The organism is Saccharothrix sp. NBAS 001, from assembly GCF_056640475.1.
In genome coordinates this window covers 1203403-1228656 of record NZ_CM153251.1, presented here as the reverse complement: position 1 = coordinate 1228656, position 25254 = coordinate 1203403, and the positions used below count along the sequence as shown (strand labels likewise).

24 protein-coding genes are annotated in these 25254 nt (G+C 74.2%); 8 read left to right on the top strand and 16 right to left on the bottom strand.

Features of this window, described 5'->3' with window-relative positions; all coding sequences use genetic code 11:
• The first annotated feature begins 118 nt into the window (after window positions 1-118).
• Complete coding sequence (locus tag AC0HI0_RS05405) at window positions 119-454, top strand: ArsR/SmtB family transcription factor (protein ID WP_480931129.1); 336 nt, start codon at window positions 119-121, stop codon at window positions 452-454.
• 60 nt (window positions 455-514) lie between these two features.
• Here the strand turns inward: AC0HI0_RS05405 and AC0HI0_RS05400 are convergent, their stop codons facing one another.
• Both AC0HI0_RS05400 and AC0HI0_RS05395 read right to left on the bottom strand, forming a co-directional pair.
• A complete protein-coding gene (locus AC0HI0_RS05400; RefSeq protein WP_480931128.1) occupies window positions 515-1099 on the bottom strand; it encodes an FMN reductase in 585 nt (194 codons plus the stop codon).
• Complete coding sequence (locus AC0HI0_RS05395; protein WP_480931127.1) at window positions 1096-2169, bottom strand: LLM class flavin-dependent oxidoreductase; 1074 nt, start codon at window positions 2167-2169, stop codon at window positions 1096-1098. The genes AC0HI0_RS05400 and AC0HI0_RS05395 overlap by 4 nt, the downstream gene beginning before the upstream one ends.
• 139 nt (window positions 2170-2308) lie before the next feature.
• On the opposite strand from AC0HI0_RS05395, the gene AC0HI0_RS05390 reads away from it, so the two are divergent.
• The 4 genes from AC0HI0_RS05390 (at window position 2309) to AC0HI0_RS05375 (ending at window position 5507) form a co-directional block, all read left to right on the top strand.
• Window positions 2309-3331: an acyl-CoA dehydrogenase family protein gene (locus tag AC0HI0_RS05390; RefSeq protein ID WP_480931126.1), complete on the top strand. Its 1023-nt coding sequence runs from the start codon at window positions 2309-2311 to the stop codon at window positions 3329-3331.
• A gap of 78 nt (window positions 3332-3409) precedes the next feature.
• Window positions 3410-3589, top strand: a complete 180-nt coding sequence (locus tag AC0HI0_RS05385) for a hypothetical protein (RefSeq protein ID WP_480931125.1) — start codon at window positions 3410-3412, stop codon at window positions 3587-3589.
• Window positions 3590-3610: 21 nt separating this feature from the next.
• The gene (locus AC0HI0_RS05380) at window positions 3611-4249 is read left to right on the top strand and encodes a hypothetical protein (protein WP_480931124.1); all 639 of its coding nucleotides are present in this window, start codon (window positions 3611-3613) and stop codon (window positions 4247-4249) included.
• Between the two features lie 25 nt (window positions 4250-4274).
• Complete coding sequence (locus tag AC0HI0_RS05375; protein ID WP_480931123.1) at window positions 4275-5507, top strand: MFS transporter; 1233 nt, start codon at window positions 4275-4277, stop codon at window positions 5505-5507.
• On the opposite strand, the gene AC0HI0_RS05370 is transcribed toward AC0HI0_RS05375, so the two are convergent.
• From AC0HI0_RS05370 to AC0HI0_RS05310, 13 genes are all read right to left on the bottom strand, one after another.
• Window positions 5485-6405 (bottom strand): XRE family transcriptional regulator, encoded by a 921-nt coding sequence (locus AC0HI0_RS05370; RefSeq protein ID WP_480931122.1) that lies wholly within the window; start codon window positions 6403-6405, stop codon window positions 5485-5487. The genes AC0HI0_RS05375 and AC0HI0_RS05370 overlap by 23 nt on opposite strands.
• Window positions 6406-6478: 73 nt before the next feature.
• Window positions 6479-7027, bottom strand: coding sequence for a SagB/ThcOx family dehydrogenase (locus AC0HI0_RS05365; RefSeq protein WP_480931121.1), 549 nt, complete (start codon window positions 7025-7027; stop codon window positions 6479-6481).
• A 29-nt stretch (window positions 7028-7056) separates the two neighbouring features.
• On the bottom strand, window positions 7057-8346 hold the full coding sequence (locus AC0HI0_RS05360) for a YcaO-like family protein (protein WP_480931120.1): 1290 nt from the start codon (window positions 8344-8346) through the stop codon (window positions 7057-7059).
• On the bottom strand, window positions 8343-9707 hold the full coding sequence (locus AC0HI0_RS05355; RefSeq protein ID WP_480931119.1) for a CocE/NonD family hydrolase: 1365 nt from the start codon (window positions 9705-9707) through the stop codon (window positions 8343-8345). The genes AC0HI0_RS05360 and AC0HI0_RS05355 overlap by 4 nt, the downstream gene beginning before the upstream one ends.
• Entirely contained in the window at window positions 9697-10476 is a 780-nt protein-coding gene (locus tag AC0HI0_RS05350) for a hypothetical protein (RefSeq protein ID WP_480931118.1), read from the bottom strand. The genes AC0HI0_RS05355 and AC0HI0_RS05350 overlap by 11 nt, the downstream gene beginning before the upstream one ends.
• Window positions 10477-10531: 55 nt before the next feature.
• Entirely contained in the window at window positions 10532-10639 is a 108-nt protein-coding gene (gene amiA / locus AC0HI0_RS05345; RefSeq protein ID WP_480931117.1) for a streptamidine family RiPP, read from the bottom strand.
• Between the two features lie 51 nt (window positions 10640-10690).
• Window positions 10691-11515, bottom strand: coding sequence for an ABC transporter ATP-binding protein (locus tag AC0HI0_RS05340; RefSeq protein WP_480931116.1), 825 nt, complete (start codon window positions 11513-11515; stop codon window positions 10691-10693).
• Window positions 11516-11526: 11 nt separating this feature from the next.
• The gene (locus AC0HI0_RS05335; RefSeq protein ID WP_480931115.1) at window positions 11527-12468 is read right to left on the bottom strand and encodes a FecCD family ABC transporter permease; all 942 of its coding nucleotides are present in this window, start codon (window positions 12466-12468) and stop codon (window positions 11527-11529) included.
• On the bottom strand, window positions 12465-13373 hold the full coding sequence (locus AC0HI0_RS05330) for a FecCD family ABC transporter permease (RefSeq protein ID WP_480931114.1): 909 nt from the start codon (window positions 13371-13373) through the stop codon (window positions 12465-12467). The genes AC0HI0_RS05335 and AC0HI0_RS05330 overlap by 4 nt, the downstream gene beginning before the upstream one ends.
• A complete protein-coding gene (locus tag AC0HI0_RS05325; RefSeq protein WP_480931113.1) occupies window positions 13370-14359 on the bottom strand; it encodes an ABC transporter substrate-binding protein in 990 nt (329 codons plus the stop codon). The genes AC0HI0_RS05330 and AC0HI0_RS05325 overlap by 4 nt, the downstream gene beginning before the upstream one ends.
• Complete coding sequence (locus AC0HI0_RS05320; RefSeq protein ID WP_480931112.1) at window positions 14356-15141, bottom strand: sugar phosphate isomerase/epimerase family protein; 786 nt, start codon at window positions 15139-15141, stop codon at window positions 14356-14358. The genes AC0HI0_RS05325 and AC0HI0_RS05320 overlap by 4 nt, the downstream gene beginning before the upstream one ends.
• A gap of 155 nt (window positions 15142-15296) precedes the next feature.
• Window positions 15297-18713 carry a DNA topoisomerase (ATP-hydrolyzing) gene (locus AC0HI0_RS05315; protein WP_480931111.1) on the bottom strand — a complete coding sequence of 1139 codons (3417 nt, stop codon included), beginning with the start codon at window positions 18711-18713 and terminating at the stop codon, window positions 15297-15299.
• A gap of 17 nt (window positions 18714-18730) precedes the next feature.
• On the bottom strand, window positions 18731-20773 hold the full coding sequence (locus tag AC0HI0_RS05310; protein ID WP_480931110.1) for a DNA gyrase/topoisomerase IV subunit B: 2043 nt from the start codon (window positions 20771-20773) through the stop codon (window positions 18731-18733).
• Window positions 20774-20886: 113 nt separating this feature from the next.
• On the opposite strand from AC0HI0_RS05310, the gene AC0HI0_RS05305 reads away from it, so the two are divergent.
• Together AC0HI0_RS05305 and AC0HI0_RS05300 are read left to right on the top strand one after the other, a co-directional pair.
• Window positions 20887-21264, top strand: coding sequence for a hypothetical protein (locus AC0HI0_RS05305; protein ID WP_480931109.1), 378 nt, complete (start codon window positions 20887-20889; stop codon window positions 21262-21264).
• A gap of 381 nt (window positions 21265-21645) precedes the next feature.
• Window positions 21646-23667 carry a hypothetical protein gene (locus AC0HI0_RS05300; protein WP_480931108.1) on the top strand — a complete coding sequence of 674 codons (2022 nt, stop codon included), beginning with the start codon at window positions 21646-21648 and terminating at the stop codon, window positions 23665-23667.
• Between the two features lie 20 nt (window positions 23668-23687).
• On the opposite strand, the gene AC0HI0_RS05295 is transcribed toward AC0HI0_RS05300, so the two are convergent.
• Window positions 23688-24851, bottom strand: coding sequence for a tetratricopeptide repeat protein (locus AC0HI0_RS05295; RefSeq protein ID WP_480931107.1), 1164 nt, complete (start codon window positions 24849-24851; stop codon window positions 23688-23690).
• A gap of 125 nt (window positions 24852-24976) precedes the next feature.
• Here AC0HI0_RS05295 and AC0HI0_RS05290 point away from each other — a divergent pair, with 125 nt between their 5' ends.
• A complete protein-coding gene (locus AC0HI0_RS05290; protein WP_480931106.1) occupies window positions 24977-25237 on the top strand; it encodes a hypothetical protein in 261 nt (86 codons plus the stop codon).
• Window positions 25238-25254: the final 17 nt, after the last annotated feature.

The window sequence follows — 25254 nt, the reverse complement described above, 5'->3', positions numbered from 1 at the left end:
ACCGGACCTCCCGGAGCGTCGACGGCCACCACCCCGGCCGCCAAGGTACGATTGATTTCGTACCTGAGTAGAACATGCCCCTGAGGTACGATTCAAGTCGTACCTGAAGGAGGTGCCCGTGGCCGGAACGAACCTGGTCGGTCCAGAGGTCGACGCGCTCGACCTGGGCGTGGTGCTGCGCGCCCTCGCCGACGAGCACCGCCGTTCGGTGGTGACGGAGTTGGCCGCCGACCGCACCGACGGCGAGCGCGGCTGCAACTCCTTCGCCCTCCCGATCTCGAAGCAGACCCAGACCCACCACTTCCGGGTCCTGCGCGAGGCGGGCCTGATCGACGAGATCGACTACGGCAACCGCAAGGGCGTCCGCCTGCGGCGCGCGGACGTCGAGAGCAGGTTCCCCGGGCTGCTCGCGCTCCTGGAAGCCGAACGCCGGGACGGCACCGCCCCGCGCTGAACGGGGCCGCGCCGCGCGCCCGGGCCGGTGTGGTCCGGAGCGCGGCGGCGAGAACAGCCGTCAGGGCCGGTTGAGCAGCTGCTCGAACGGCACGACGTCGGCGAACTTGTCGGCGGCCTTGGCCGGTGCCCGACCCTCCAGCGCGCCGGCCAGCTCGGCCGCCGCGCGGTCGATCCGGTCGGACAGGCCCTGCGGCGAGCCCCAGTCGGCGGAGGCCGCGTAGACCGCGGTCGGCACGACGGCCGCCCGCAGGTAGGCGAACAGCGGTCGCAGCGCGAAGTCCAGCACCAGGGAGTGCCGCTCGGTGCCGCCGGTCGCGCCGATCAGCACCGGCTTGCCGACCAGCGATTCCGGGTCCAGCACGTCGAAGAACGACTTGAACAGGCCGCTGTAGGACGCGTTGAACGTCGGGGTGACCGCGATCAGCGCGTCCGCGCCGACCACGTCGTCCACGACCGCCTTCAACCCGGCGCTGGGGAACCCGGTGACCAGGTTGTCGGCGATGTCGCGCGCGACGTCGCGCAGGTGCACCGACCGCACGGCGACCGGCGCGAGCGCGCCGACCCCGGCGGCGAGCCGGTCGGCCAGCAGGTGGCTGGACGACGGCTCGCCGAGCCCGGCGGACACGACGGCGAGCGTGGTCATCGGACCGCCGCCGTCCGCAGCGACTCGTGGGTGGGCGCGTCCGGCACCCCGGCCGGGCGGCCCTTGGCGAACTCGGCGCGCAGCACCGGCACGATCTCGCCCAGGTGGTCGAGCTGCTCCAGCACGGTCTTGAGCGGCAGGCCCGCGTGGTCCATCAGGAACAGCTGGCGCTGGTAGTCGCCGAAGTGCTCGCGGAAGGACAGCGTCTTGTCGATGACCTCCTGTGGGCTGCCCACGGTCAGCGGGGTCTGCTCGGTGAACTGCTCCAGCGACGGGCCGTGGCCGTAGACCGGGGCGTTGTCGAAGTACGGGCGGAACTCGCGCACCGCGTCCTGCGAGTTGGGCCGGATGAACGCCTGCCCGCCCAGGCCGACGATCGCCTGCTCGGCCGTGCCGTGCCCGTAGTGCTCGAAGCGCTCGCGGTAGAGGGTGATCAGCCGCATGAAGTGCTCCTTGGGCCAGAAGATGTGGTTCGCGAAGAAGCCGTCGCCGTAGTAGGCGGCCTGCTCGGCGATCTCCGGGCTGCGGATGGAGCCGTGCCACACGAACGGCGGCACGCCGTCGAGCGGGCGCGGGGTCGAGGTGAAGGACTGCAACGGCGTGCGGTGCCTGCCCTCCCAGTCCACGACGTCCTCCCGCCACAACCGGTGCAGCAGGTGGTAGTTCTCGATCGCCAGGTCGATGCCGTCGCGGAGGTCCTTGCCGAACCACGGGTACACCGGCCCGGTGTTGCCCCGGCCCATCATCAGGTCGACCCGGCCGTCGGCCAGGTGCTGGAGCATCGCGAAGTCCTCGGCGATCTTCACCGGATCGTTCGTGGTGATCAGCGTGGTCGCGGTGGACAGGATGAGCCGCTCGGTGCGCGCGGCGACGTAGCCGAGCATCGTGGTCGGCGAGGACGGCACGAACGGCGGGTTGTGGTGCTCGCCGGTCGCGAAGACGTCCAGACCGACTTCCTCGGCCTTGAGCGCGATGGCGACCATGGCCTTGATGCGCTCGGCCTCGGTCGGCGTCCGCCCCGTGGTGGGGTCGGGCGTGACGTCCCCGACGGTGAAGACCCCGAACTGCATAGCCGCTCCTCGATCCAAGTAGTTGCGAGTTCAACTACCTGTCCCAACAGTACCTCAGCCGTGACTATTCCGCCGTTGCCGGGTGGCGCGGACCACGCCACAGTGGGTGCCGGGCATCACGACTGGGGGGACGGCAAGGGTGGACGATCCGGTCCGGCGCGCCGCGGCCATCGTCCCGGTGCTGCGCGACCACGCGGCCTGGGGCGACGAGCACCGGCGGCTGCACGACGAGTCGCTGGCGGCGCTGACCGACGCCGGCATCCCCCGGCTGCGGGTGCCCGGCCGCCACGGCGGGCACGAGGCCGACCTGACCACCGTGGTCCGGGTGATCGCCGAACTCGCCCGGGGCGACGGCTCCGCGGCGTGGACCGCCGCCGTGTGGGCCATCTCGGCGTGGATGGTCGGGCTGTTCCCGGAACGGGTCCGGGCGGAGATCTTCGCCCGGCCGGACGTCCGGGTGACCGGCATCCTCAGCCCCACCGCGGGCGCGGCCCCGGTGCCCGGCGGGGTCCTGGTGAACGGCAAGTGGGCGTTCACCACCGGCGCGCCGCAGAGCCACTGGAACACCAACGCCGCGATGTCGCCGGACGGCCCGGTCCTGATCGCCGTGCCGACCGCCGAGCTGGAGATCGTGGACGACTGGCACACCCCCGGGCTGCGCGCCACCGCGAGCGTGACCACGGTGGCCCGCGACGTGTTCGTGCCCGACGAGCGGGTGCTGCGGATCGCGCCGCTGCTGGAGGACCGGTCGCACGTGCCGTCCCGGATGTTCCGCGCGCCGTTCCTGGCCACGGCGTGCGCGAAGGTCAGCGCGCCGGGCGTGGGGCTGGCCCGCGCGGCGGTCGAGGCGTGCCGCGACGTGTCCGACCCGAGGGTCGCCGAGGCCGCCCGGCACGCCGACGAGGCCGAGTTCCACACCCGCCGCACGGCGTCCCTGGTGGACGGTAAGGCGGCGCGCAACGAGCCGTGGACCGACGAGGAGCGCGCCCGCGTGCGGCTGGACCTGGGCACGGCCTGCCGGCGCGCCGAGGAGGCGGTGGACATCCTGGGCGAGACCGGGCACGAGCGGATCGGGCGCATCCGCCGGGACGTGCACGCGCTGAGCCTGCACGCCGCGCTGCACCCGCACACCAACCCCGAGCTGTTCCTGGGCTTCGCGTGAGACCCGGTTTCCCGTAGCGGGGGGTCGGGGTCGCGGTGGCGGCGCTGATCGCCCGCGAGTTCGGCGGCGGGCGCGGCGGTGCGGGTGGTCGGGTTCCGGCGGCTGTGCCGCGACGAGCGGCTGCGCGCGGTGGCGTTGAACTGCCCGGTGCTGTGCGTGGTGATGGTGGTGGCCGGGAGCGGCGGTGCCGGCAAGCCTGCCGGTGCCGCACCCGAGTGGTCGCGGGTGTGGCCGTCGCCGTGCCGGTCCTACGGCTGACGGGGCACTTATCCTTCCGGGATGGAGGACTTCCCGACCGCGTCCGCCGAACCCGTGGTGCGGGCGTTCCCGGCGGCGCTCGCCGACGACGTCCGCCGGGTCGTGGCGGCCCTGCCGCGAGCGCGGCCCGAGCCGTTGCACCCGTTCGAGGTCGACGTGCTGGGCGAGACCGTCGCCGTTCCCGCGCGGCTGCACTGGGAGGAGCCGGACGCCGAGGTGGTGCGGTCGCTGACCGGGACCGGTCGGGCGGTCCTGCACTGCCTGTACTCCCGGCACGGCGACGGTCGGGTCCGGCAGCGCCACCTGGAGCGGGTCCTGGAGGTGGACGAGGCGTGGGCGGTGCCGTTCGTGGTGCAGCCGGTCGGCGAGTACGTGGCGGAGATCGTGGCGACGATCCGCCGGGGACTGCCGGACGTCGAGTCCCCGGGCCGGCGTGCGCTCTACGGGGAGTTCGTGGTCGGCAACCCGGCGTTCTTCGCCCGCACCGAGCGGCGTGCGGCGAGCTACTGGAACCGCTACCACCGCCGGTCGTGGCCGACGTTCGGCGAGTACCCCGGCAGCGCGGTCCTGGCGGCGTGGCGGGCGGCGGCGTCGGACGTGGCCGGTGTGTCGTGGCCGCGCGCCGCCCCGCGCCCGCACCGGGGGTCACTTGTTAGATGAACATGGCATTCATTAACATGGCCGGGTGACCGTCACCTTCGACGTGCCCGCGCGCGATTTCAGCCGCTACCTCACCGCCCGCCTGCTGTCGGTCACCGGCAGCCTGGTCGCGGTCGTGGCGCTGCCCGTGCTCGTCTACCAGCTCACCGGCTCGGCCGGGTGGACCTCCGCCGTCGCGATGGCGGAAGCCTTGCCGTACCTGGTCTTCGGCCTGCTCGCGGGAGCGGTGGCGGACCGGGCCGACCGCCGCCGGCTGATGGTGTCGACGGACGTCGTGGTGGCGGTCGGCCTGGTGACCGTCCCGCTGGCCTGGTGGCTCGACGTGCTGACCGCGCCGCACGTGGTCCTGGTCGCGTTCCTGGCCCAGACCGCGTTCGTGTTCTTCGACGCCGCGAACTTCGGCGCGCTGCCCTCGTTGGTGGGCAAGGAGAAGCTCACCGCCGCCTACGCCAAGCTGTTCGGCCGGTCCACGATGGTCGAACTCGTCGTGCCCGGCGTCGCGGGCCTGCTGGTCTCGACCGTCGCGCCGGCCAACCTGCTCGCGGTCAACGCGGTCACCGCCGCCGGTTCCGCGATGCTCGTGCGCGCCATCCAGGGCGCGCTGTCCACTCCGCGCACCGACGCCACGACGCTCGCCGGCGACATCGGGTCCGGGCTGCGCTTCCTGTGGCAGCACAGCATCATCCGCACCCTGACGCTGATCGGCGCGACCCACTCGGCCGCCGCGGGCGCGTGGGTGGCGATGCTGGTGCCGTGGGCGGACCGCGTGCTCGGCGTCGCGCCGTCCGGAGATCCCCGGCTGGCCGTCCTGTTCAGCTGCTGGGGCGTGGGCGCGCTGATCGCCTCACGGCTGCTGCCCGTGCTCACCAGCCGGTGGGGCGGCGCCCGGCTGGCGCTGGTCGCGCTGCCGATGTCGTTGCTGTGCGCGGGTTCCGTGCTGCTGAGCACGCACTGGGTCCCGGCCGGGCTGGGCGCGATCGCCTGGGGCGCGGCGCATTCCACCGTCGTGCTCAACTCCATCACCTACCGCCAGCGGATCTGCCCGCCGGAACTCCAGTCCCGGGTCAACACCACGGCCCGGATGCTGTCCTGGGGCCTCGGGCAGCCCGCCGGCGCGGCGCTCGCGGGCGCGGCGGCGGTGCTCGCCGGGCCCCGGGCCGGGCTGGCGGCGGGCACCGGCGTGCTGCTGGTCGGGGTCGCGCTGGCCTGGGCGACCCCGACCCTGCGCCGGGCGGCTAGAACCGGTGGTGCGAATTAGGCCATTTCCAGCGGAATCCGTACCCGCCCGGACCGAAATCGAGCGCGACGCCCAGCAGCGAGCCGCCGGCGTCCATTTCGACCGGCCGCACGTCCTCGTCCGGCCCGCCGGAATTCCGGTACAATTCGCATTCCACCGGCCGGGCCAGCGGGTCGAACGCGACCTCCAGCACGTATTCGCGCACCGGCAGCCGGAACTTCCGCCCGCAATCGGTGGCGACCGGGTAGGGCGGCCGGTTCACCAGTTCGTGCTCGATCACGATGCTGTCGCCCCGGCGCAGCGCCCGGTCGAACAGCAGCTCCGCCACCACCAGCCCGGCGGCGGGCTGGGCGACCAGCCGGCCCACCGTGCAGTGCCGCAGCGGGCGCAGCAGCGGCAGCGGGCGGTCGGGTTCGTCGACGTGCACGACGACCACCCAGCGGTCCGCGCCGTCCGCCTCGGCGCGCAGCACGTGCCGGGACCGGATGGCGCGTTCGCCGCGATCCGGGCCGACGGTGACGAAGTCGTGCTGGCTCAGCCTGGTCAGCCGGGCGTCCCAGCTCGTGTCGACCTGCCGGATGGCCCAGTCCACCTGGTCCGGGTCGGACCACCGGGTGTCGAGCTGGGCGGGCTGGTCGGGCACCCGCTTGAGCCACCGGCCGCGCGGCCGGGGCGGGCCCAGCAGACCGGCCAGGTAGCCGGCGGGCAGGGCCAGGATCTCCTCCAGGTGGCCGATGGCGGCCAGCGACGAGCGGCGTTCGGGCCTGCTGCGGCCCGACTGCCAGTAGCTCAGCGTGGCCAGGCTGACCTTCACGCCCTGCTGCGCGAGGTGCTCCCGGATGCGTTCCAGGCCCAGCCCGCGCTCGGCGATGGCGGCCCGTAAGGCCCCGGCGAATGTGTCCGTTCTCGCTGTGTCCATAGCAACTCCCCCTTGCTGCCCGCACAACGGTATTGCGCGGAACGTTCCGGGGGAATGGCTTTATGCCCACTTCTTATGTCCGGATGCCCGGTGAGGTCGACTCGCCGACCACGAACAGGGCCAGCGGGACGTCCTGTTCTCCACCCCTGACAAGGGCTTTCACCGCGTCGTCGGCGAATCCGGCGACCGCGCAGCAGGCCAGCCCCAGGGCGGTCGCCACCAGGTACAGGTTCTGCACCGCGACGCCCGCGTCCAGGTGCACCGTGCGGTAATGCCGAGGACCGTATTTCGCCAGCCCCGGCCCCGTCCGTCCGGTTAGGACGATCACCGCGCGGGCCCGGCGGGCGAACTCCTCCTGCGCGAACACGCCCGCCAGGTCGGTGGTTCCGGTCGCGCACAACGCGTGCTGTTCGCGCAGGTACTCGAACACGTCACCGTCGAGCACGACGTGGACGCGCAGCGACGGCAGCCCGCCGGCGGTGGGGTTGGTGCCCAGGACGTGCGGGGGCACCCGGCGTTGCACGCCCACGGCGTAGCGCAGCAGCGAACCCAGCTTCTGTCGGCTCAACGGCCCATAGGAGTAGCGCGACCGGCGGGACATCAGCGCCTCCGCCAGCGTCATCGCCGGTTCCTCCGGCTCCGGCAGGGTGATCACAGGAACGGCGGCGGGTCGGCCAGCACCGCGCCGGGCCCGCCCCAGCGCGGCAGGCCCAGGTAGCGGAACGCGGCGGGCGCGTTGGGCACCAACCCGGTGGCGCACACCCGCACCACCCGCAGGCCGGCTTCCGCGACGTCCTCGGTGGTCAGGTCGACGGTCGCGATCCGGTTGCCCGCCAGGCTTTCCCGCAGCGCCGGTAGATCTCCGCGAGTTTGCGGTCTCGTCATCCGCGCGGGATGGGTGAAGCGGGGCAACAACTCCTCCTGCACGCGGGGGTCCAGCCACACCTGCACCTGCGCGCCCAGGTCGCGCACCCCGGCGTACCGCTCGCCGACGTCGTCGCGGTAGCGCCGGTCGGCGCGGTGCGGCAGGTACAGGCCCTCGGCGAGGATTCCCGCCTCGATCGAGCGGAACACCCAGCCCTCGGGCTCCAGCAGGCCCTGCGTGAAGATCCACGTGTGCACGGCCTCCAGCACGGCCTTCGTGCACGCCTCCACGGGGTCGAACCGGGCCGCTCCCCCGCCCGCGACGACGCCGGTGGTCCGGTCCACCACGACCGCGCCGACGCACGAGACCGGGTGCTCGGTGGGCAGTTCCACCAGGTGCACGTCCAGCGGGCAGTCGGCCAGTTCCGCCGCCAGGCCGGGGACGTCGTCCACGGCGATGCCGGTCGTCGGCGCGCCCAGGTGCCACCAGCGCTCCAGGGCGTCGCGCTCGACGAGTTCGAGCAGCGCGCGGGTGAACGCGTCCTCGGTGCTCACCCCGGTCGCGATACCGGCGTAGTTCAGGTGGTGCAGCCGGGGTTCGGTTCGGCGTTCGCCGGAGTGGTAGTTCAGATACACCCATGACGCGGGAAGGAGGCATATTTCACCTGATTCCTCGCCTTCCACCCACGCGATCGGCACGTCTTCGGTGAACGGTCGATACGGGAAACCCGGTGCGGCGTGTTGCCGTTGTGTGAAGAACGGCAGGTCGGACGGGCCGAAATGCGTGATTCCGGCCGTTTTCAGTTCACCCGCGGTGGCCGTGCGCAGGCCCGGCGGGACCCGGTTGCCGCAGTAGCGCTCCACCGCTTCGCCCACGGCGGCGGCGCGGGCCGCGTCCACGTCGCCGAAGGTCGTGCCGAGGCTGACCCGGTCGGCGGGCCACGCGCCCAGCCGCCGGGCGTCGGCCACCTCGGCGGTGACCGCCCGGTACCGGCGCGGCGCGCCGGGCACCGCCGCCACGTCGACCAGCCTGCGCACGACCCCGGTCAGCGGGTCCACCAGCAGCGGCGCGATCACGATGCGATCTCCTCGGGTAGGTCGGCGGCCCGGACCTCGCCGGAACCGTTGGGGTGCCAGGGGATCCGGGCCTTCGCGCGGCGCACCGCCCGGTGGCTGGGGTGCAGCCGGGCGGCCCGGACGGGGTCCTGCCCGGTATGCGGGTTGCGGGCGTGCCGGGGCCAGTGGTGGCCGGCGACCTCCAGGCGCAGCCGGGCGCCCTCGGGCAGGGCGCGGCCGACCGGCGGGAGGTCGAGCGCGACCCGCCGGGGCACGCCGGGCCGGTGGCGCACCCGGACGACCGCGTGCGCGAGGTGGATCCCGTTGTGGGACAGGCGGACCACCCAGTCGGCGTCGGGCACGTCGGCGACCGCGTCGAGCAGCACGGCGGTGCCGCCGCGCAGTTCGCCGGCGGGCAGCGGCGGGGTGAGCAGGACCGCGCTCGGGTCGTCGGTGACCGGCGCGCCGGGCGGGACGGACCGGAACGGGCGGTCCGGGTCGGCGTGGAACTCGCCGCGGACCACCTCCAGGTCGACCGGGAGGGCCGCCTCGCGGTGCCGCCGCCAGCCGTCGACGGCGTAGAAAGCCTTGTCCCCCTTGAGCTTCCCGATCGACCGGGCCCACGCGAGGTAGAGCGCGCCGATCCGCCGGCCGGCCAGGGCCGCGCCGGGTTCGGCGGCGTCGAGTTCGTGCGCCCACGGGCCCAGCACGAGCCGGGTGGGACCGCCCCAGTGCCGCGCCAGCCGTTCGGTGTCGGCGGCGAACGGGTCGTGCAGCCCGCCGACCGCGAGCAGCGGCATCGTCAAGCGGGGCAACGCCTGCCAGAGTTCGGCGGTGCGCTCGGGCGCGGCCCACAGGTCGTCCCAGCCGGTCACCAGGTCGACCACCGGGGTCGCCGCCAGGTCGGTGGACGCGGCGGTCGCGACGTGCTCGCCCCACCAGCCCACCCGGCAGGCCAGCCGGGCCGCGCCGCCGGGTTCGCGGGCCGTCTCGCCCAGCCCGAGCGCGGGCACGGCGGCCAGCACGCCGACCACCGCGTCCGGCCGGGCGATGGCGGCGGTCACCGCGCAGTACGCCGCGTAGGACGAGCCGGCCGCGATGATCCGGCGGAAACCCAGCCGGCGCAAGGCGTCCACCACGGTCGCGCCGTCGACGGCCTCGTTCCGGTAGGGCCGGAACGCGCCGGCGGAGCCGTGCCGGCCGCGCACGTCGCCCACCACGCAGGAGAACCCGCGCCGCCGCCACGCCTCGGCTTCGGCGAAGTGGTGCTGCCGCCCGTACGGGGTGCGGATCAGCACGACCGGGGCGTCGCCGGCCCCCGTGGTCAGGTCGGCCGCGACGAGGGTGTGCGCCAGACCGGCCACGGTGAAGTCACGGGGCACTGGCGGGCACCGGCAGCACCGGGTGGTCGGCGAGCGCCCCGGTGTCCAGGTCGAGGACGCGCAGCCGGCGGTGCGCCGGGATCGCGTCCGGGGTCAGCGCGTTGCCGGTCACCGGCAGGTCGGCGGCCCAGCGGGCGAGGTCCTTCACCGCGAGCGCGGCGACCAGCAGGAGTTCGGCCGGGTCCGGCGTCTCGTCGCCGAGCACGGCGTTCCCGCCGGCCCAGTACGCCCGCAGGTGGTGGTGCCCGGAGCCGGCGGCGGCCAGCCGGCGGGCGCGGACGTCCCGGTGCGGCACGCCGATCGGCTCCAGCAGCACGTGCCGGCCCTCGCGGCTGATCCGCTGCCAGCCGATGCCGTGGTCGGCCAGCGCGTCGAGGTCGGACCACCACTCGGGGGCCGGGCCGTCGTGCCATGCGCACAGCGCGGCCGGGCGCAGCTCCAGCACGGCGGCGAGATCGGGTTCTCCGCGCAGGACGACGGGGTTCGCCCCGGCCCGGCGCAGCGCGTCGACCAGGTCGGCGGCGTGGTCGGCGAGCACGGCGACGGTGCGCCGGTCGACCGGCCAGCCCGCCCGCCGGCCGAGGTGCCCGGCGCGGTCGAACGCGGCCAGTTCCGGCGGCACCGGGGCGTCGGCCCGGGTGAGCGCCGCGCGGACCCCGCCGACCGCCTCGTCGGACAGGGCGACGGCGAACAGCTCGCCGGCCGCGTCCCGCAGCACCGCGCCGGACGGGCCGCTGAACAGCGCGGTGCCGGGCTTCAGGGTTTGCACACCAGACCTCCGGGGAAGGGTCCGGGGCCGCCGGGAGCGGCGGCCCCGGAGTGGATCACTCGTCGTCGCCCGCGAACGGGTTCTCCACCAGGGCGTTGCTGTGGCTGGCGGAGTTGTGCGGCAGCTCGCGCTCGGCCTCGACGCTCACGAAGACCTGCTCCATGGGACGGCTCCTCTCTCTGTGGGGTTCGTGGTCGGATCGACCTCCACCAACCTAATCTGGAACGACAACCATTTTCAATACCCCGTTGGTGGTGATCCAGAGCACTTCGCCGGACACGCCGTAGACCTCCCGTAGGAACGCGGCGTCGACCACTTCGGACGGAGCGCCGTCCGCGTGCACGACGCCTTCCCGAAGCGCCACAACGCGATCGGAGTACCGCGCGGCCTGCCCGAGGTCGTGCAGCACCGCCACGACGGTCAGCCCGCGCTCCCGCTGCAACGCCCGCACCAGGTCCAGCACGTCGATCTGGTGCCGGATGTCCAGGTAGGTCGTGGGTTCGTCGAGCAGCAGCACCGGGGCGTCCTGGGCCAGCGCGAGGGCGAGCCGGACCCGCTGGCGCTGGCCGCCGGACAGGCGTTCCAGCGGCGTGTCGGCCCACCGCGCGACCCCGGTGTCCCGCAACGCCTCCCGCACCCGGTCGTCGTCGGACTCGCCGAGCATCCCCAGCGGACCCCTTGCCGCGTAACGACCTTGGCGGACGAACTGGCGCACGGACAGCCCCTGGACGTACGGGGTCGCCTGCGGCAGCAACGCGATCCGGCGCGCGATGTCCCGCCGGGACAAGGACTTGAGCGGTCCACCGTCGAGCAGCACGCTGCCGGCGGACGGGTCGAGCAGGCCCGCCAGCACGCGCAGCAGCGTCGTCTTGCCGCTGCCGTTCTCGCCCAGCAGGCTCAGCCACTCCCCCGCGCGCACCGCCAGGTCGACGCCCTTGAGCACCTCGTTGTCCCCGAACCGCACCCGCACCCCGTCCGCGCGCAACGGCACGCCACCCACCGGGGTCGTACCGAGCGAGGTCTTACCCGGTGGTGTCACGTCCGGTGGTGTCACCCGATCCCTCCCGTTCTGCGTGCCACCACGATCAGCACGCCCGCGCCGAGCAACGCCGTGATCGCCCCTGCGGGCACGTGCGCCAACTGCCCCGCGGTGTCCGCCGCCGCCACCGCCGCCGCACCGGTCAGCGCGGCGGCGGGGACCGCGTCGCGGTGCGCCGCGCCGACCAGCCGGCGGGCCAGGTGCGGCGCGAGCAGGCCGACGAACGCCGTCGCGCCCATCGCCGCCACGGCCGCCGACGTGGCCAGCGCCGCCAGCAGCAGGACCGCGTTGCGCCACGGCACGACCGCGAGGCCGACCGCGTGCGCGTGGTCGTCGTCCACCGCGAGCACGTCGAGCACGCCGCCGAGCAGCGTCGCGGCCACCACGACCACCAGCAGCACCGGCCACAGCGGCGCGAGGTGCTCCCACGTGCGGCCGACCAGCGAACCGAGCAGCCACCGCGACACCGCGCCCGCCAATTGGGGCCGCGCGGTCAGCAGCACGAGCGTCGCACCGACCAGCACTGCGGACACGACCACGCCGCGCACCGCGACGTCGCCCGACCGCCCGGCCAGCACCCAGAGCACGCCGCCGCCGACCACCCCGCCGACCAGCGCGGCGGCGGCCAGCGGCAGCGGCTGGGCCGCGCCGACCACGGTGGCCAGCACCGCGCCGAGCACCGCGCCCGAGCCGACGCCGGTGATCTCCGGCGAGGCCAGCTGGTTGCGGATCGCGGATTGCAGGATCGTCCCGGCGACTCCCAGGCACGCGCCCGCGCACAGCCCCACCAGCACCCGGGGTGCCCGCAGCTCCAGCACGACCATCCGCGCGTGCCCGTCGTCGCCGAACAGCGCGCCGAGCGTCGCCCCGGTCGACCCCACGCTGATCTGGGCCAGCGCGCACAGCACCACCACGGCGAGCAGCCCGCCCAGTCGCACACCGGTCCGGGTCACGCGCGCCTCCGCACCAGCAGCCCGACCGCGACGGCGGCGAGCGCGGTCAACCCGCCGACCGGCAGCTCCACCGGGTGGAGCGCGGTCCGGGCGACCAGGTCGGCGACGACCACGACGAGCGCGCCGAGCGACGCCGTCACGGCGAGCGAGGGCCGACCGAGCCGGGCGGCCAGGCGGGGCGCGAAGAACCCCACCCAGGCCACCGGTCCGGCCGGCCCCACCACCACCGCGACCAGCAGCGACGCCACCCCGAGCACGGCCATCCGGACCCGTCCGGGACGCAGCCCCGCCGACATCGCCTCGTCGTCGCCCAACCGCAGCACGCGCACCCGGGGCAGCACGGCGAGCACCGCCGGCACCGCCAGCGCCAGCCCGATCGCGACCGGCCCGAGCGTGCGCCACGTGGTACCGGTCAACGAGCCGAGCAGGTAGCGCACCAGCACGCCCTGCTCCCGCGAGTCGGTCATCGCGGTGGCGGCCAGCATCACCGCCTGGCACGCCGACCCGACCGCGGCCCCGATCAGCAGCACCGCCGCCGGACCCGTCGCGCCGCGCACCGCCAGCAACGTCAGCCCGCCGCCGACGGCCGCGCCGATCAGCGCCGGGGTGAGCGGCGCGAACGGCAGCGCGATCCCGAACGCGACACTGGTCCCCACGGCCGCCGCCGCGCCGCTGGACACGCCCAGCAGTTCCGGCACGGCCAGCGGGTTGCGCAGCGACTCCTGCAACAGCAGACCGGCGGTCCCCAGGCACGCCCCGGCGACCGCGCCGAGTAACAGCCGGGGCGCGCGCAACTGCCAGACCACGACGTGCTCCAGTTCGGTGCCGGTGAACAGCACGACCGGCTGCCCGAGCATCAGCGAGCCGAGGACGGCGACCACGGCGACGGCCGCGACCAGCCTCAAGCGGGCACCTTCGCCAGCGCTTCCCCCACCACGGCGGCGAGGCTGCGCAACCCGCGCCCGGACCCCCACAGCTTGGCGTGCATCTCGAACACCCGCTGCTGCCGCACCGCCGGGATCTGCTGCCACACCGGGTTGTCGGCCAGTTGGCTGCTCAGCGTCTTGTCGTCGGAGGAGAACAGCAGCGAGTACACGAACACCACGTCGGGCTGCTTGGCCAGCAACTCCTCGACGCTGTAGTTGCTCGCGGTGTCGACGTCGGTCCCCTTGGCCGGGAACGGGTAGTCGAACAGCTGCCCGAGCAGGTGGCCCTTGAGCGAGGCCGAGGTGTCGACGCCGATCGAGTCGACGCTGCCGTACATCAGCAGCACCTTCTTCGCCGCCTGGGCGTTGCCGTGGGTGCGGGCGACGGCGTCGGCGAGCTTGCCCCGGAACGCCTCCTCCGCCGCCACGGCCCGGTCGGCGCGGCCGGTCAGCGACCCCAGCGCGCGCAGGTAGCCGACGGACTCCTCCCACGTGGCGGGGTCGGCCGTCCACAGCGGGGCGAACTTCTCGATGGCGGGCCGCAGCGCGTCGTGCACGCCGGGCAGGCCGATCACCAGGTCCGGCTTGAACCCGGCGATGGCCTCGACGTCCTCGCCGCCGAACGTGCCGGGCACGACCGGCACGGCCTTCCCGGCGTCGCCGAGCAGCGCGGGGTGGCTGATCAGCACCGGGTTGCTGGTGCCGACCGGGGTCAGGCCGAGGTCGGCGGCGAGGTCGTCGCACAGGCCGTTGAGGCAGACGATCCGCTCGGCGGGCTTGGTCAACGAGACCTGCTGCCCGTGCGGGTCGGTGACGCTCAGCGCGTTCTGCAACGGCGCGGCGGTGCGCACGACCTCGGTGGCCTTCGGGGCCTGCTCGGCGGCGGGGGCCGCCGAGCACGCGGAGAGCGCCGCGACGGCCGCGAGGACTGCCGGGACGAGGACGGCGGGGACGAGCTTGGTCATCGGGTGGCCTCCAGCCAGGACAGCAGGGTGGCGGCGTCGCGGTGGAACGCCCGGTCCGAGTCGTCGGGCACGAACTCCAGCAGCACCTCGTGGTCGCGCCCTTCCCTCTGCCCGTCCCCGGCCTGCCCGTCTCCGGCCAGTACAGCGAGCAGGGGCCGCCACAGGTCTTCGCGGGCGGCCAGCGGCAGGCGTTCGGTGTACCCGTCCGGGCCCCACGAGAACGCGTGCACGGTCGCCAGCCGGGGCAGCAGCGCGGCGACCTCGGTCAGGCACTCGGCGACGTCCGGCGACTCGCGCGGCTGCCAGTGCGCGACCAGGTCGACCTCCTCCAGCAGCCGCACGGCCGAGCCGAGTTCGTCGGTGAGCGAGTCCACGTGGTGCTCGGCGGTGACCGCGAGGCCGCGCGCGGCGGCCAGGTCGACGCAGCGGCGCAGGTCGTCGACGATCGCCGAGCGCTCGGCGGGCGCCACGTCGGCCGACGCCTTCACCCCGGCCCAGACCCGCACGCGCGGCGCGCCCAGCGCCTCGGCGGCATCCAGGACGGGCGCGAAGTCGGCCGGGTCGCTGTGGCCGGGCTTGTGGTAGGAGCCGTAGGTGCCGACGGCCAGCCCGTTCGCCCGGCACAGCCGGGCGGCGCGGGCCGCGCCGGTCAGGTCGCCGGGCGGGACGTGGACGTCGCCGCCCCACTCGACCACCCCCAACCCGGCGTCGGCGGCGAGGCAGACGACGTGGTCGACCGGTCTGTCCCGGAAGGTGACCGAAGCCAATCCTGCGGTGATCATGGGCGCCCTTCACTCGTGCGGGTGAGGGTGCCATACTTACTGAATATGAGAGTCGTTATCAAGCCCAGATCGGGCGATCACGCACCGCCATCCGGTGGACACGACGAACGCCCTCCTCCCACCGGGGAGAAGGGCGTTCGGCACGACCTCGGGGCTCAGCCCCGCTCGACCAGGTGCCCCACCACGTCCGGACCCGGGTGGGCGTGGCCCGACCCGTCCCGGCGCACGTCCACCGCCGGCAGCTCCACCGGCGACCCGTTGTCCGCCGCACCCGCCGGCCGGGGCCCGACCCACGCCAGCACCAACCCGCTCTCGCCCTTCAGGAACCGGTGCGAGCGCACCCCGCCGGTCGCCCGGCCCTTCGCCGGGTACTCCGCGAACGGCGTCACCTTCACGCTCTGCCCGGTCGACGTCACCACCATCGGCTCGCCGTGCTCGTCGTCGTCGGTGCGCACCGCGCCGAAGAACACCGCGCGCGCGTCACCGGTCAGGTTGATCCCCGCCATGCCGCCGCCCTTGAGCCCCTGCGGCCGGACCAGCGACGCGTCGTAGCGCAACAGCGACGCCTCCGACGACACGAACACCAACGTGTCCGAGGCATCGCGCAGCCAGGTCGCGCCGACCACCTCGTCGCCCTCCTTGAGGGTGATCACCTCGAACTCGTCCGACCGGACCGGCCACTCCGGCGCGCACACCTTCACCACGCCCAGCCGCGTGCCCAGCGCCAGACCCGGCGACCCGGTGTCCGACAGCGGCGCGATGCCGATCACCCGCTCGCCCTTGTCCAGGTCGACCAGCTCACTGGCCGCCATGCCGCCGCTGAGCGACACCGTCCCGCTCTGCTCCGGCAGCACCGGCAGCGGCAGCACGTCGGTCTTGAACGCCCGCCCCCGGCTGGTCACCAGCAGCACCTGGCCGCGCGCCGTCGTGTGCACGGTCGCCGCCACCGCGTCGTGCTTGACCCGGCCGTTGCGCCGCCGCGCCTCCGAAGCCTCCTCCGACTCCGCCGCCGTGCGCGCCACCAGCCCGGTCGCCGACAGCACCACCTGGCACGGGTCGTCGGCCACCTCCAGCGGCCCGGCCGGCTTCGACGCGGCCAGCACCTCCTTGAGGTCGCCGTCCAGCAACACCGTGCGCCGCTCCTGCTGGAGGTCCTTGGCCACCTTCGCCAACTCGGCGGACACGACCTTCTTCAGCTCGCGCTCGTCGTCGAGGATCTTCGACAGCTCGGCGATCTCGTCGCGCAGCCGCGCCTGCTCGGCCTCCAGCTCGATCGAGTCGTACCGGGTCAACCGGCGCAGCGGCGTGTCCAGGATGTAGGTGGCCTGCACCTCGGAGAGCTTGAACGACTTCATCAGGCCCTCCTTCGCGGCCTGGGCGTTCTCGCTGCCCCGGATCAGCTTGATCACCTTGTCGATGTCGAGCAGCGCCTTGAGCAGGCCCTCGACCAGGTGCAGCCGGTCCTCGCGCTTGCGCCGCCGGTAGCGCGTGCGGCGGGTGACCACCTCGTACCGGTGCGCCAGGAACACCTCAAGCAGCGGCTTGAGGCCCAGCGTCTGCGGCTGACCGCCCACCAGCACCAGGTTGTTGATGCCGAAGGACTGCTCCATCGGCGTCAGCCGGTACAGGTCGGCCAGCAGCGCCTGCGGGTTGACCCCCACCTTGCACTCGATGACCACCCGGATGCCGTTCTCCCGGTCGGTCAGGTCCTTGACGTCGGAGATGCCGGTCAGCCGCTTGGACTTGGTCACCTCGTCGGTGATCTTCTCGATGATCTTCTCGGGCCCGACGCCGTAGGGCAGCTCGGTGATCGTGATCGCCTGCCGCCCCCGGCTGCCCTCCAGCAGCCCGGTCTCCACCTTGGCCCGCATCCGCACCACGCCGCGCCCGGTCTCGTACGCCTTGCGCACCTCGTCCAGGCCGAGCAGCACCCCGCCGGTCGGCAGGTCGGGGCCGGGGATGAACTCCATCAGCTTGTCCAACGACGCGTCCGGGTGCGTCACCAGCCACCGCGCCGCCGCCACCACCTCGCCGAGGTTGTGCGGGATCATGTTCGTCGCCATCCCGACCGCGATCCCCGACGTCCCGTTGACCAGCAGGTTCGGGAACGACGCGGGCAGCACCGACGGCTCCCGCAACGACCCGTCATAGTTCGGCCGGAAGTCGACGGTGTCCTCGTCCAGCTCGCCCACCAGCAGCATCGCCGCCGGCGACATCCGCGCCTCGGTGTAGCGGCTCGCGGCCGGACCGTCGTCCGGGGAACCGAAGTTGCCGTGCCCGTCGACCAGCGGGGCGTTGAGCGAGAAGTCCTGGGCCAGCCGGACCATCGCGTCGTAGATCGCGGTGTCGCCGTGCGGGTGGTACTTGCCCATGCAGTTGTGCACGACCTGGCCGGCCACGACGAACGCGTGCTCGGCGGTGTCGACCTGGATGTCGAAGGTCTCCGCCGGCTCGACCGGCTCCACCGACACCACCGCGCAGCGGGTCATCGGCTCGGCCGGGTCGTCGGCGCGGGCGTTGCGGATCACCTCCACCAACTGCTCGTGCCGGGTCTTCGTCCAGCGCAGCAGCGCCGCGGCCAGCGCCGACGCGTGCCGGCCCGCGACCCACAGCCCGTCGGCCGCGCGCTCGGCCCGCAGGCCCGCGTCCGCGAGCACCGCGTACACCTGGTCACCCAGGTCGGCGAACCCGATCTCCCGGCCGTCGTGCACGTGCCCGGCGGCGTCGAACAGGCCCGCCAGGAACGGCGTCCAGCGGGCGCGCGCGGACAGCACGGACACCGGCGTGCGGGTGGTGGCGGCGGCCAGCGCGGCGTCCGGGGCGAACGTGAGCACGTGGTGGTCCACGCCGTCCTCGCCCTCGTACTTGTCGCGCGACACCGTCACGGCCCGCTCGATCGCCCAGCCGTGCGCGATGTCCAGCGGCCCGGCGTCGGTCGAGGTCAGCCGCACCCGGCCGGCCTCGACCACACCCGCCGCCGCGACCAGGCCCAGCACGTACGCCTCCACGTCGCCGCCGTCGGCGACCAGGGCCGCGTGCCGGTCCGCGCCGTAGGCCAGGGTGTGCCGGCCCGCCAGGTCGCGGGCGTCGGTCCACTCGTCCGGGCCGGTGCGGAAGCGCTGGCCGGGCGTCACCCGGGAGGTGTCGCCGTTCGCCCAGGTCACCCGGACCAGCTCGGACACCGGGTTCCGGTACGCCTCGACCACCTCGACCGGGCGGCCCGCGCCGTCGAGCACCCGGTCGCCGACCTCGATCTCCTCGATCGGGCGCAGGCCCTCCGGCGTGGACACCAGCGCGCCGCGCACGAAGCAGTCGCCGACCACGCGGGAGGACTTGACGTACGGGCTGTTCGGCCGGTGGCCCTGCTCGTTCATCGAGAACAGGATCCGGCGGTGCACCGGCTTGAGGCCGTCCCGCGCGTCCGGCAGCGCCCGCGAGTGGATCACCGAGTACGCGTACTCCAGGTAGGAGTCCTCGATCTCGGTGGTCAGCGAGTTGTCGAACACCTGCGCGCCCGCGCGGTCGAAGGCGGACGGGTCGACCCTGGTGGTGGGGGTCTTGCGGCGTGCCACTGGAGTTTCTCCTGCGTTCAGACGTCGATCGCGGACTGGTCGACCCGGGCGGCCGACTCGACGAGCCACGCCCGGCGCGGCTCCACCTTCTCGCCCATCAGCAGCTCCAACGCGGCTTCCGCGGCCTCCGCGTCGTGCATGGTGATGCGCCGGACGGAACGGGTCGCCGGGTTCATCGTGGTCTCCCACAGCTCCTCGGCGTCCATCTCGCCCAACCCCTTGAACCGGGGCACCGGCTTGACGATCGCCTTGCCCGCCTTCTCCAGCCGGGCGACGGTCTGCTCCATCTCCCGCTGGGTGAAGGTGAAGTGGGTCTCCGGGTTGCGCCCCCTGGTGACCACCTTGTGCAACGGCGGCATCGCCGCGTAGAGCCGGCCGTCCTCGATCACCGGCCGCATGTACTTGGCGAACAACGTGATCAGCAGGGTCCGGATGTGCGACCCGTCGACGTCCGCGTCGGCCATCAGGATCACCCGGCCGTAACGCATGGTGGTCAGGTCGAACGTCCGGCCGGTGCCCGCGCCGAGCACCTGCACGATGGACGCGATCTCCGCGTTGCGCAGGGTGTCGGCGAGGCTGGCCTTCTGCACGTTGAGGATCTTGCCGCGCAGCGGCAGCAGCGCCTGGTACTCCGAGACCCGCGCCATTCGCGCCGAGCCGAGGGCGCTGTCGCCCTCCACGAGGAACAGCTCGCTGCGGGCCACGCCCGTGGTGCGGCAGTCGACGAGTTTCGGCGGCATGGCCGCGCCTTCGAGGGCGGTCTTGCGGCGGGCCGCGTCCTTCTGCTGCTTCTGGGTCAGCCGGACGCGGGAGGCGTCCACGACCTTCTGCAGGACGATCTTCGCCTCGGACTTGCTGCGGCGGTCCTCGGTCCACGCCTTGATGTGCTTCTCGACCACCGCGAGCGCGACCTTGGTGATGCCGGCCGTGGACAGCTCGTCCTTGGTCTGGGAGGTGAACTGCGGTTCCGGGATCCGGACGTGCACCACCGCGGTCATGCCCTCCAGCACGTCCTCCAGGGTGGGCGGGTCCTCCTTGGGCTTGAGCAGGCCGCGGGTCTTGGCGATGGCCTCCTGCACGGCCTTGAGCACGGCCCGTTCGAAGCCGCGGCGGTGGGTGCCGCCGTGCACGTTGCGGATCGTGTTGGTGAAGCACTCCACGGTGCGCTCGTAGCCGGTGCCCCAGCGCAGCGCGATCTCGACCTCGGCCTGGCGCTCGACCTTGGAGCGCATCACGCCGTTCTCGTCGGCCGCGTTCTCGTGGTAGACGCCGGTGCCGTTGATCAGCAGCGTGCCGGACACCGGCTTGTCGCTGGCCGGGGCGAGGAAGTCGACCATGTCCGACAGGCCGCCGGGGTAGTGGAACGTCTCGTCGGCGATCGCGCCCTCGGTGGCGTCGCGCAGCACGTAGGTCACGCCGGGCACCAGGAACGCGGTGTTGCGCAGCTTGGCGCGGACCACCTCGACGTCGAGCTTGGCGCCGTTCTCGAAGTAGCGGGCGTCGTACCAGTAGCGGGTGGAGGTGCCGGTGCGCTTGGTGCGGCCGGTGACGCGCAGCCCGGACTCGCGGGTGAACGCGGCCTTCGGGCCGGGGCCGTCGAAGGTGCCGGGCACGCCGTGCGCGAACGACATCTCGTGCTTCTTGCCCTCGCGCATCACCGTCACGTCGTAGCGGTGCGAGAGCGCGTTGACCGCGGACGCGCCGACACCGTGCAGACCGCCGGAGGTCTTGTAGCCGGAGCCGCCGAACTTGCCGCCCGCGTGCAGCCGGGTCAGCACGAGTTCGACGCCGGAGAGCCCGGACTTGGCGTGCGTGCCGGTCGGGATGCCGCGGCCGTCGTCGTCCACCTGGACGCTGCCGTCGGCGTGCAGGGTGACCACGATCTTGGTGGCGTGCCCGGCCACGCCCTCGTCGGTCGAGTTGTCCACCACCTCGCTGAACAGGTGGTTGATCCCCCGGCTGTCGGTGGAGCCGATGTACATGCCGGGGCGCTTGCGAACCGCTTCCAGACCTTCCAGGTGCGTCAGGTCGTCGGCCCCGTAAAGGATCTCAGCGGTCACCGGGTCGTTCTCCCCAGGTCTTGGCGTGCGTCGAGCGGTTCACGGTAGAGCAGGGTAACTTCCGGGTCCGACAATTCGCCGACCAGACGACGGAGAATCGCATCGTGGGACTGGTGCGGACCTGGTTTCGCGCAGCCGTGCTCGGCGGCGCGCCCTCGACCGTACACGCGCTGTTGACCGGCCGTGACGCGTTGGCGGCGACCAGGGCCGCCGGCACCCTCCTTGGCGCGCCCGGAGTGGTTCGGGGTGTTCTGGCCCACGTGGGCGTGTCGGCGGTCTGGACCGGTGTCCTGGCGGCCGTCGACCGGCACCGGCCGCTGGGCGCGGTGGGCGGCGCGGCGGCGGGTGCGGCGATCGCGGTGCTGGACCTGGCGGTGGTCGGGCGGTGGTTCCCGGCGGTGCGCGCGTTGCCGCGCGGGCCGCAGTGGGCCGACCACGTGGCGTTCGGTTGGCTCGTCGGGACTTCGCTGCGGGCGGGTCGCCGGGCCTGATCGTCCACTGTGGACAAGACCGGTGGGCGCGGTGGTCCGGTCGGGGGCGGCGGCGGACTCCGGACGGTCGCTTTAGGAGCAACGGGCGGGCTCGGGGGCGTGGCGGCGGGTCGCGGGCCGGTGCGTCCGGGGAACCGCGGGCCGGTGCGTCCGGGGAGCGCCGGGCCGGGCCGGCCGGGCAGCCGTCCGGCGCGGGGGGCGGCGGGCGCCTCGGGGTGGCGGCGGACACACGGGGCGGGCGTAACCCGAGGTCGGGTTGTTCGTGCCTGGCCGTACCCACCCCTGTTCCGCGTAGAGTGCGGGCGTTCCGCGCAGTCTGCATGGAGGTGATCGGGCGCCGTGATATTCCGACGTGCCGCAGCCGTGCCGAAGGAGCCTGTGGTGGCAGCTCCACCACCCGAACCGCCCCCGGTCGAGCGGGAACCCGCGCCCGCCCCGGCGCAGTTCTCGGCCTCCTTCGCCGGGGCCGCCCTGGTCGTGGGGCCGCCGGCCGGACCGGGTTCGGCGGCCGGCAACCTGGCCCGGAGCCTGCCGGTGGACCGCGGGCGCACGGTGGTCGTGGTGGACTTCCCGCCCGGTGACGAGTCGGCGTTCTGGCCGGCCGTGGCGGCGGCGCTCCAGGGGCGCGGGCCGGTCCGGTTGATGACCTCGCACGCGGGCACCATGCGGCCGACCGCGCCCGCGCAGTGGCTGGCCGAGCAGCTGGGCGTGGAGGTGGTCGCGGCCGACGGCGCGGTGACCACCGTGCCCGGCGCGGCGTTCGTGGTGGGCACCGGCGGGTACGGCTGCTGGCTGCGGTTCGTGCCCGGCGGGTCGCCGATGCCGATGGGCCGCCGGTTCCCGGTGCCGCACTGGGAGGCGGTGGACCCCAACTCGCCGTGGCCGACCGGCGACGTGGGCGTGTCCGAGCCGATCCCGGCGGGGCTGTGGCTGCGCGCGCAGCGGGTGCCGTTCGACCCGGCCGCGCCGGACGCCCGGCCGATCGTGGGGCTGCCGTGCCGGGACACCGCGCTGACCGTCGTGGTCGGCGGTCCGGGGCAGCCGCCGATCCCGACCGACGAGGTGTGCCGGCTGCTGGGCGGCCTGTCGTCGGCGGCCCGGTCGCGGGTGCGGCTGGTCTGGTACGGCGGCGAGCACCAGGCGCAGGCGGTGGCCGACCAGGTGGGCGAGCCGATCGCCCTCTACACCGGGCTGCCGGTGGGTTCGCTGCGCAACGGCGCGGCGGTCGTGGCGGTCAACCCGCGCGGCCAGCAGACGTGGCGGCCTTACGTGACCGAGGTGGCGTACACGCCGGGCGGCGGGCCGGTGGTGTCCGGCTACCGGGTGCCGGTGCCGGGCCTGGTGGAGCGCGGGCCCGGGGTGTTCGACCTGGGCGGCGGGGTGGTGCTGGAGGTCGTGCCGTCCGGTCTGTGGGTGCGCGACGCGGAGGACAACGGCCCGGAGGTCCGGGCGCTGCCGGTGGACCCGGAGTGGGCCCGGCTGACCGTGGGCACGCCCGGCAAGACCACCGCGGGCGCGGTGGCCGTGGCGGGCGCGTCGCTGGTGGAACGCCTGGAGCCGGAGGTGCGCCGGCTGCTCAAGGTGGTGTTCTGCGACCCGACGCCGCTGCCCCGGCCGCCGGTGGCCGAGGACGAGACCGCGCCCGCGACCACCACCGCCGACGGCGACCCGGTGCCGATAAGCCTCGACGGCCCGCTGCCGCCCGCGCCCGCCCCGGTGTGGGGCGAACTCGCGGGCGAGGAGGTCGTGCCGCCGGAGCACCGCAGCACCGAGCCGGAGCGCGACGCGCTGCGCCGGATGCTCGGCGAGCGCTACGGCGAGCACGCGGCGGTGGCGTGCCGGCACATCGAGGAGCGCCCCGAGGACCCGGAGGCGTTCGAGGCGGTGGTGACCGACCTGGCCGCGGTGTCGGCGTGCCTCCAGCAGGACGAGGAGGTCATGGTCGAAGCGCTGCGCTCGGGCCGGCTGGGCAGGCTGTGGCCGTACGCGGCCGGGGTCGTGTCCGGGCTGCGCCGGCTGCCGGTGCACCAGGGCGTGACGGTGTGCTGGGGCGAGGGGGGCGCGTTCCGCACCGGCGACCTGCTGGTGGAGCACGGGCTGCTGAGCACGGTGTCCGGGCCGACGGTGCCGGTGGACGGGCGGGTCGAGTTCCTGGTGTGGTCGGTGACCGGGCGTCAGGTGAACGTGGTCGACTCGTTCGGCAGCCTGGTGCAGGAGCGGGTGGTGTTCCCGCCGGGCACCGCGTTCAAGGTGCTGGCGGTGGTCGAGGCGGAGGAGTCCGCGCCGATGCAGGTGATGATCCAGGAGGTCGTCGGCCGCCACCACGAACTGCCGCCGGGCGTGCTGGGCACCCTCGAACGGGCCGCCGTCGCCCTGCGCAACGCGGCCCGCGCCAACGCCTGACCCGCGACGGCGCGGCCGGGTCAGGCGAGGGCCTCGGCGACGACGGGCGCGGTCGGGTCGATCCGCCACGACAGCCGGTAGGAGTCGCGCGCCTCGCCCGGCCGGCCGAGCCGGGACAGCACCCAGCCCCGGTAGAACGCGGCCCGCGCGGCGGGCAGCCCGCCCAGCGCGACCCCGGCGGTGAACGCGTGCACGGCCTCGTCCGGGCGGTCGGCGGCCAGCAGCGCGTCGCCGCGGATCGCCCACGTGCGGGAGTCCTCGGGGCTCAGCGCCACCAGCTCCCCCGTCGCGTCCACGGCCCGCGCGGGGTGGCCGGTCCTCAGGTGGGTCCGGGCGATGGTCTCGTGCAGCGGGTAGGCGTAGTCGTCCCACGCGAGGTGGTCGAGCGCGGTGTCCGGGCGGGCCGACCGCTGGCTGTCCAGCGCCCGGTCGAGCAGGTCCCAGGTGCCGGCGACGTCGCCGCGCAGGAACGGCACGAACGCCAGCGCCCGGTAGTGCGCCTGCCGCGGCAGCGGCTCGTCCGGCGCGGTCGCCTCGACGATCGCGGCGGCCTCGCGCAGCGCGGCCGTGTCCACGCCCCGGCGACCGTTGCGGACCAGCACGAACAGCGCCAGCGCGTGCCGCTCGTCGGTGGGCAGCGCGGATCGCGCGCCGGCCAGCGCCAGCGCCTCCACCTCGGCCGACGACGGCCGTGACCAGAACAGCACGGCCAGCTGCTTGACCGCGCGCCCGGCCGTGAACCCGGCGAACCCGGTCATGCCGAGCACGTCCGCGGCGTGCCGCTGGTAGCCCAGCCGCAGCAGCAGGTCCGCCGCCACGACCGGGTCGTGCCCGGCGCGCACCCGGTCCAGCACCCGCCACCACAGCGGCGCGGCCAGGTCGGCCGGGAACGCCGCCATGTCGGGCCCGAGCGCGTCGAGCCGCCCGCGACTGGCCGCCGCGAACACCCTGGTGGCCGGGTAAGGGTTGGTGTTGAAGCGGGGCAGCAGGTCGCCCGTGCCGTCCGCGTAGTGCCGGGCGACGGCGTGGGTGACGTCGGCGAGCCGCGACGACCCGGGGCCGGGATCGCGCAACCCCAACCAGACCGGGCAGCGCACCGGCACGCCCGCCGTCGCCAGCGCGGCCAGCCGCCGGGCCAGCCCCCGGGGTCCGGGATCGGGTTCGTACCGCGGCACGGCGAGCACGGCCCCTCCTCCTGCGAACTGCGATCCGGAACGCGCGACCCGCGGCTATTCTGGCGCTCCCGGTCGACGGCGGTAATCGCCCGGCCTCAGCCACCGGACGGACGAGCACCTGGCTCCCGTTGGTGGTGACCAGGGAACACCGGTACTTCGCGGAACCGTCCACCGACAGCCTCCGCTACCCGACCACCCCGCTCGTGCTCCGCCAGACGTTCACCTCGCTCACGCCCGCCGCCGAGAGGCCGGCAGAACCGCTGACCGCGGACTCCGAGTTGCCCGGTCCGGCCGCCGAGTCCGGCTACCGGACCCACCCACCGGCGGACGCCTCGTTCGACGAGGCGCGGGACCACTCCGACCTCGCGCCCCTGCCGGCGCTCCGACGAACCTGACGAGCCGTACCCGTGAC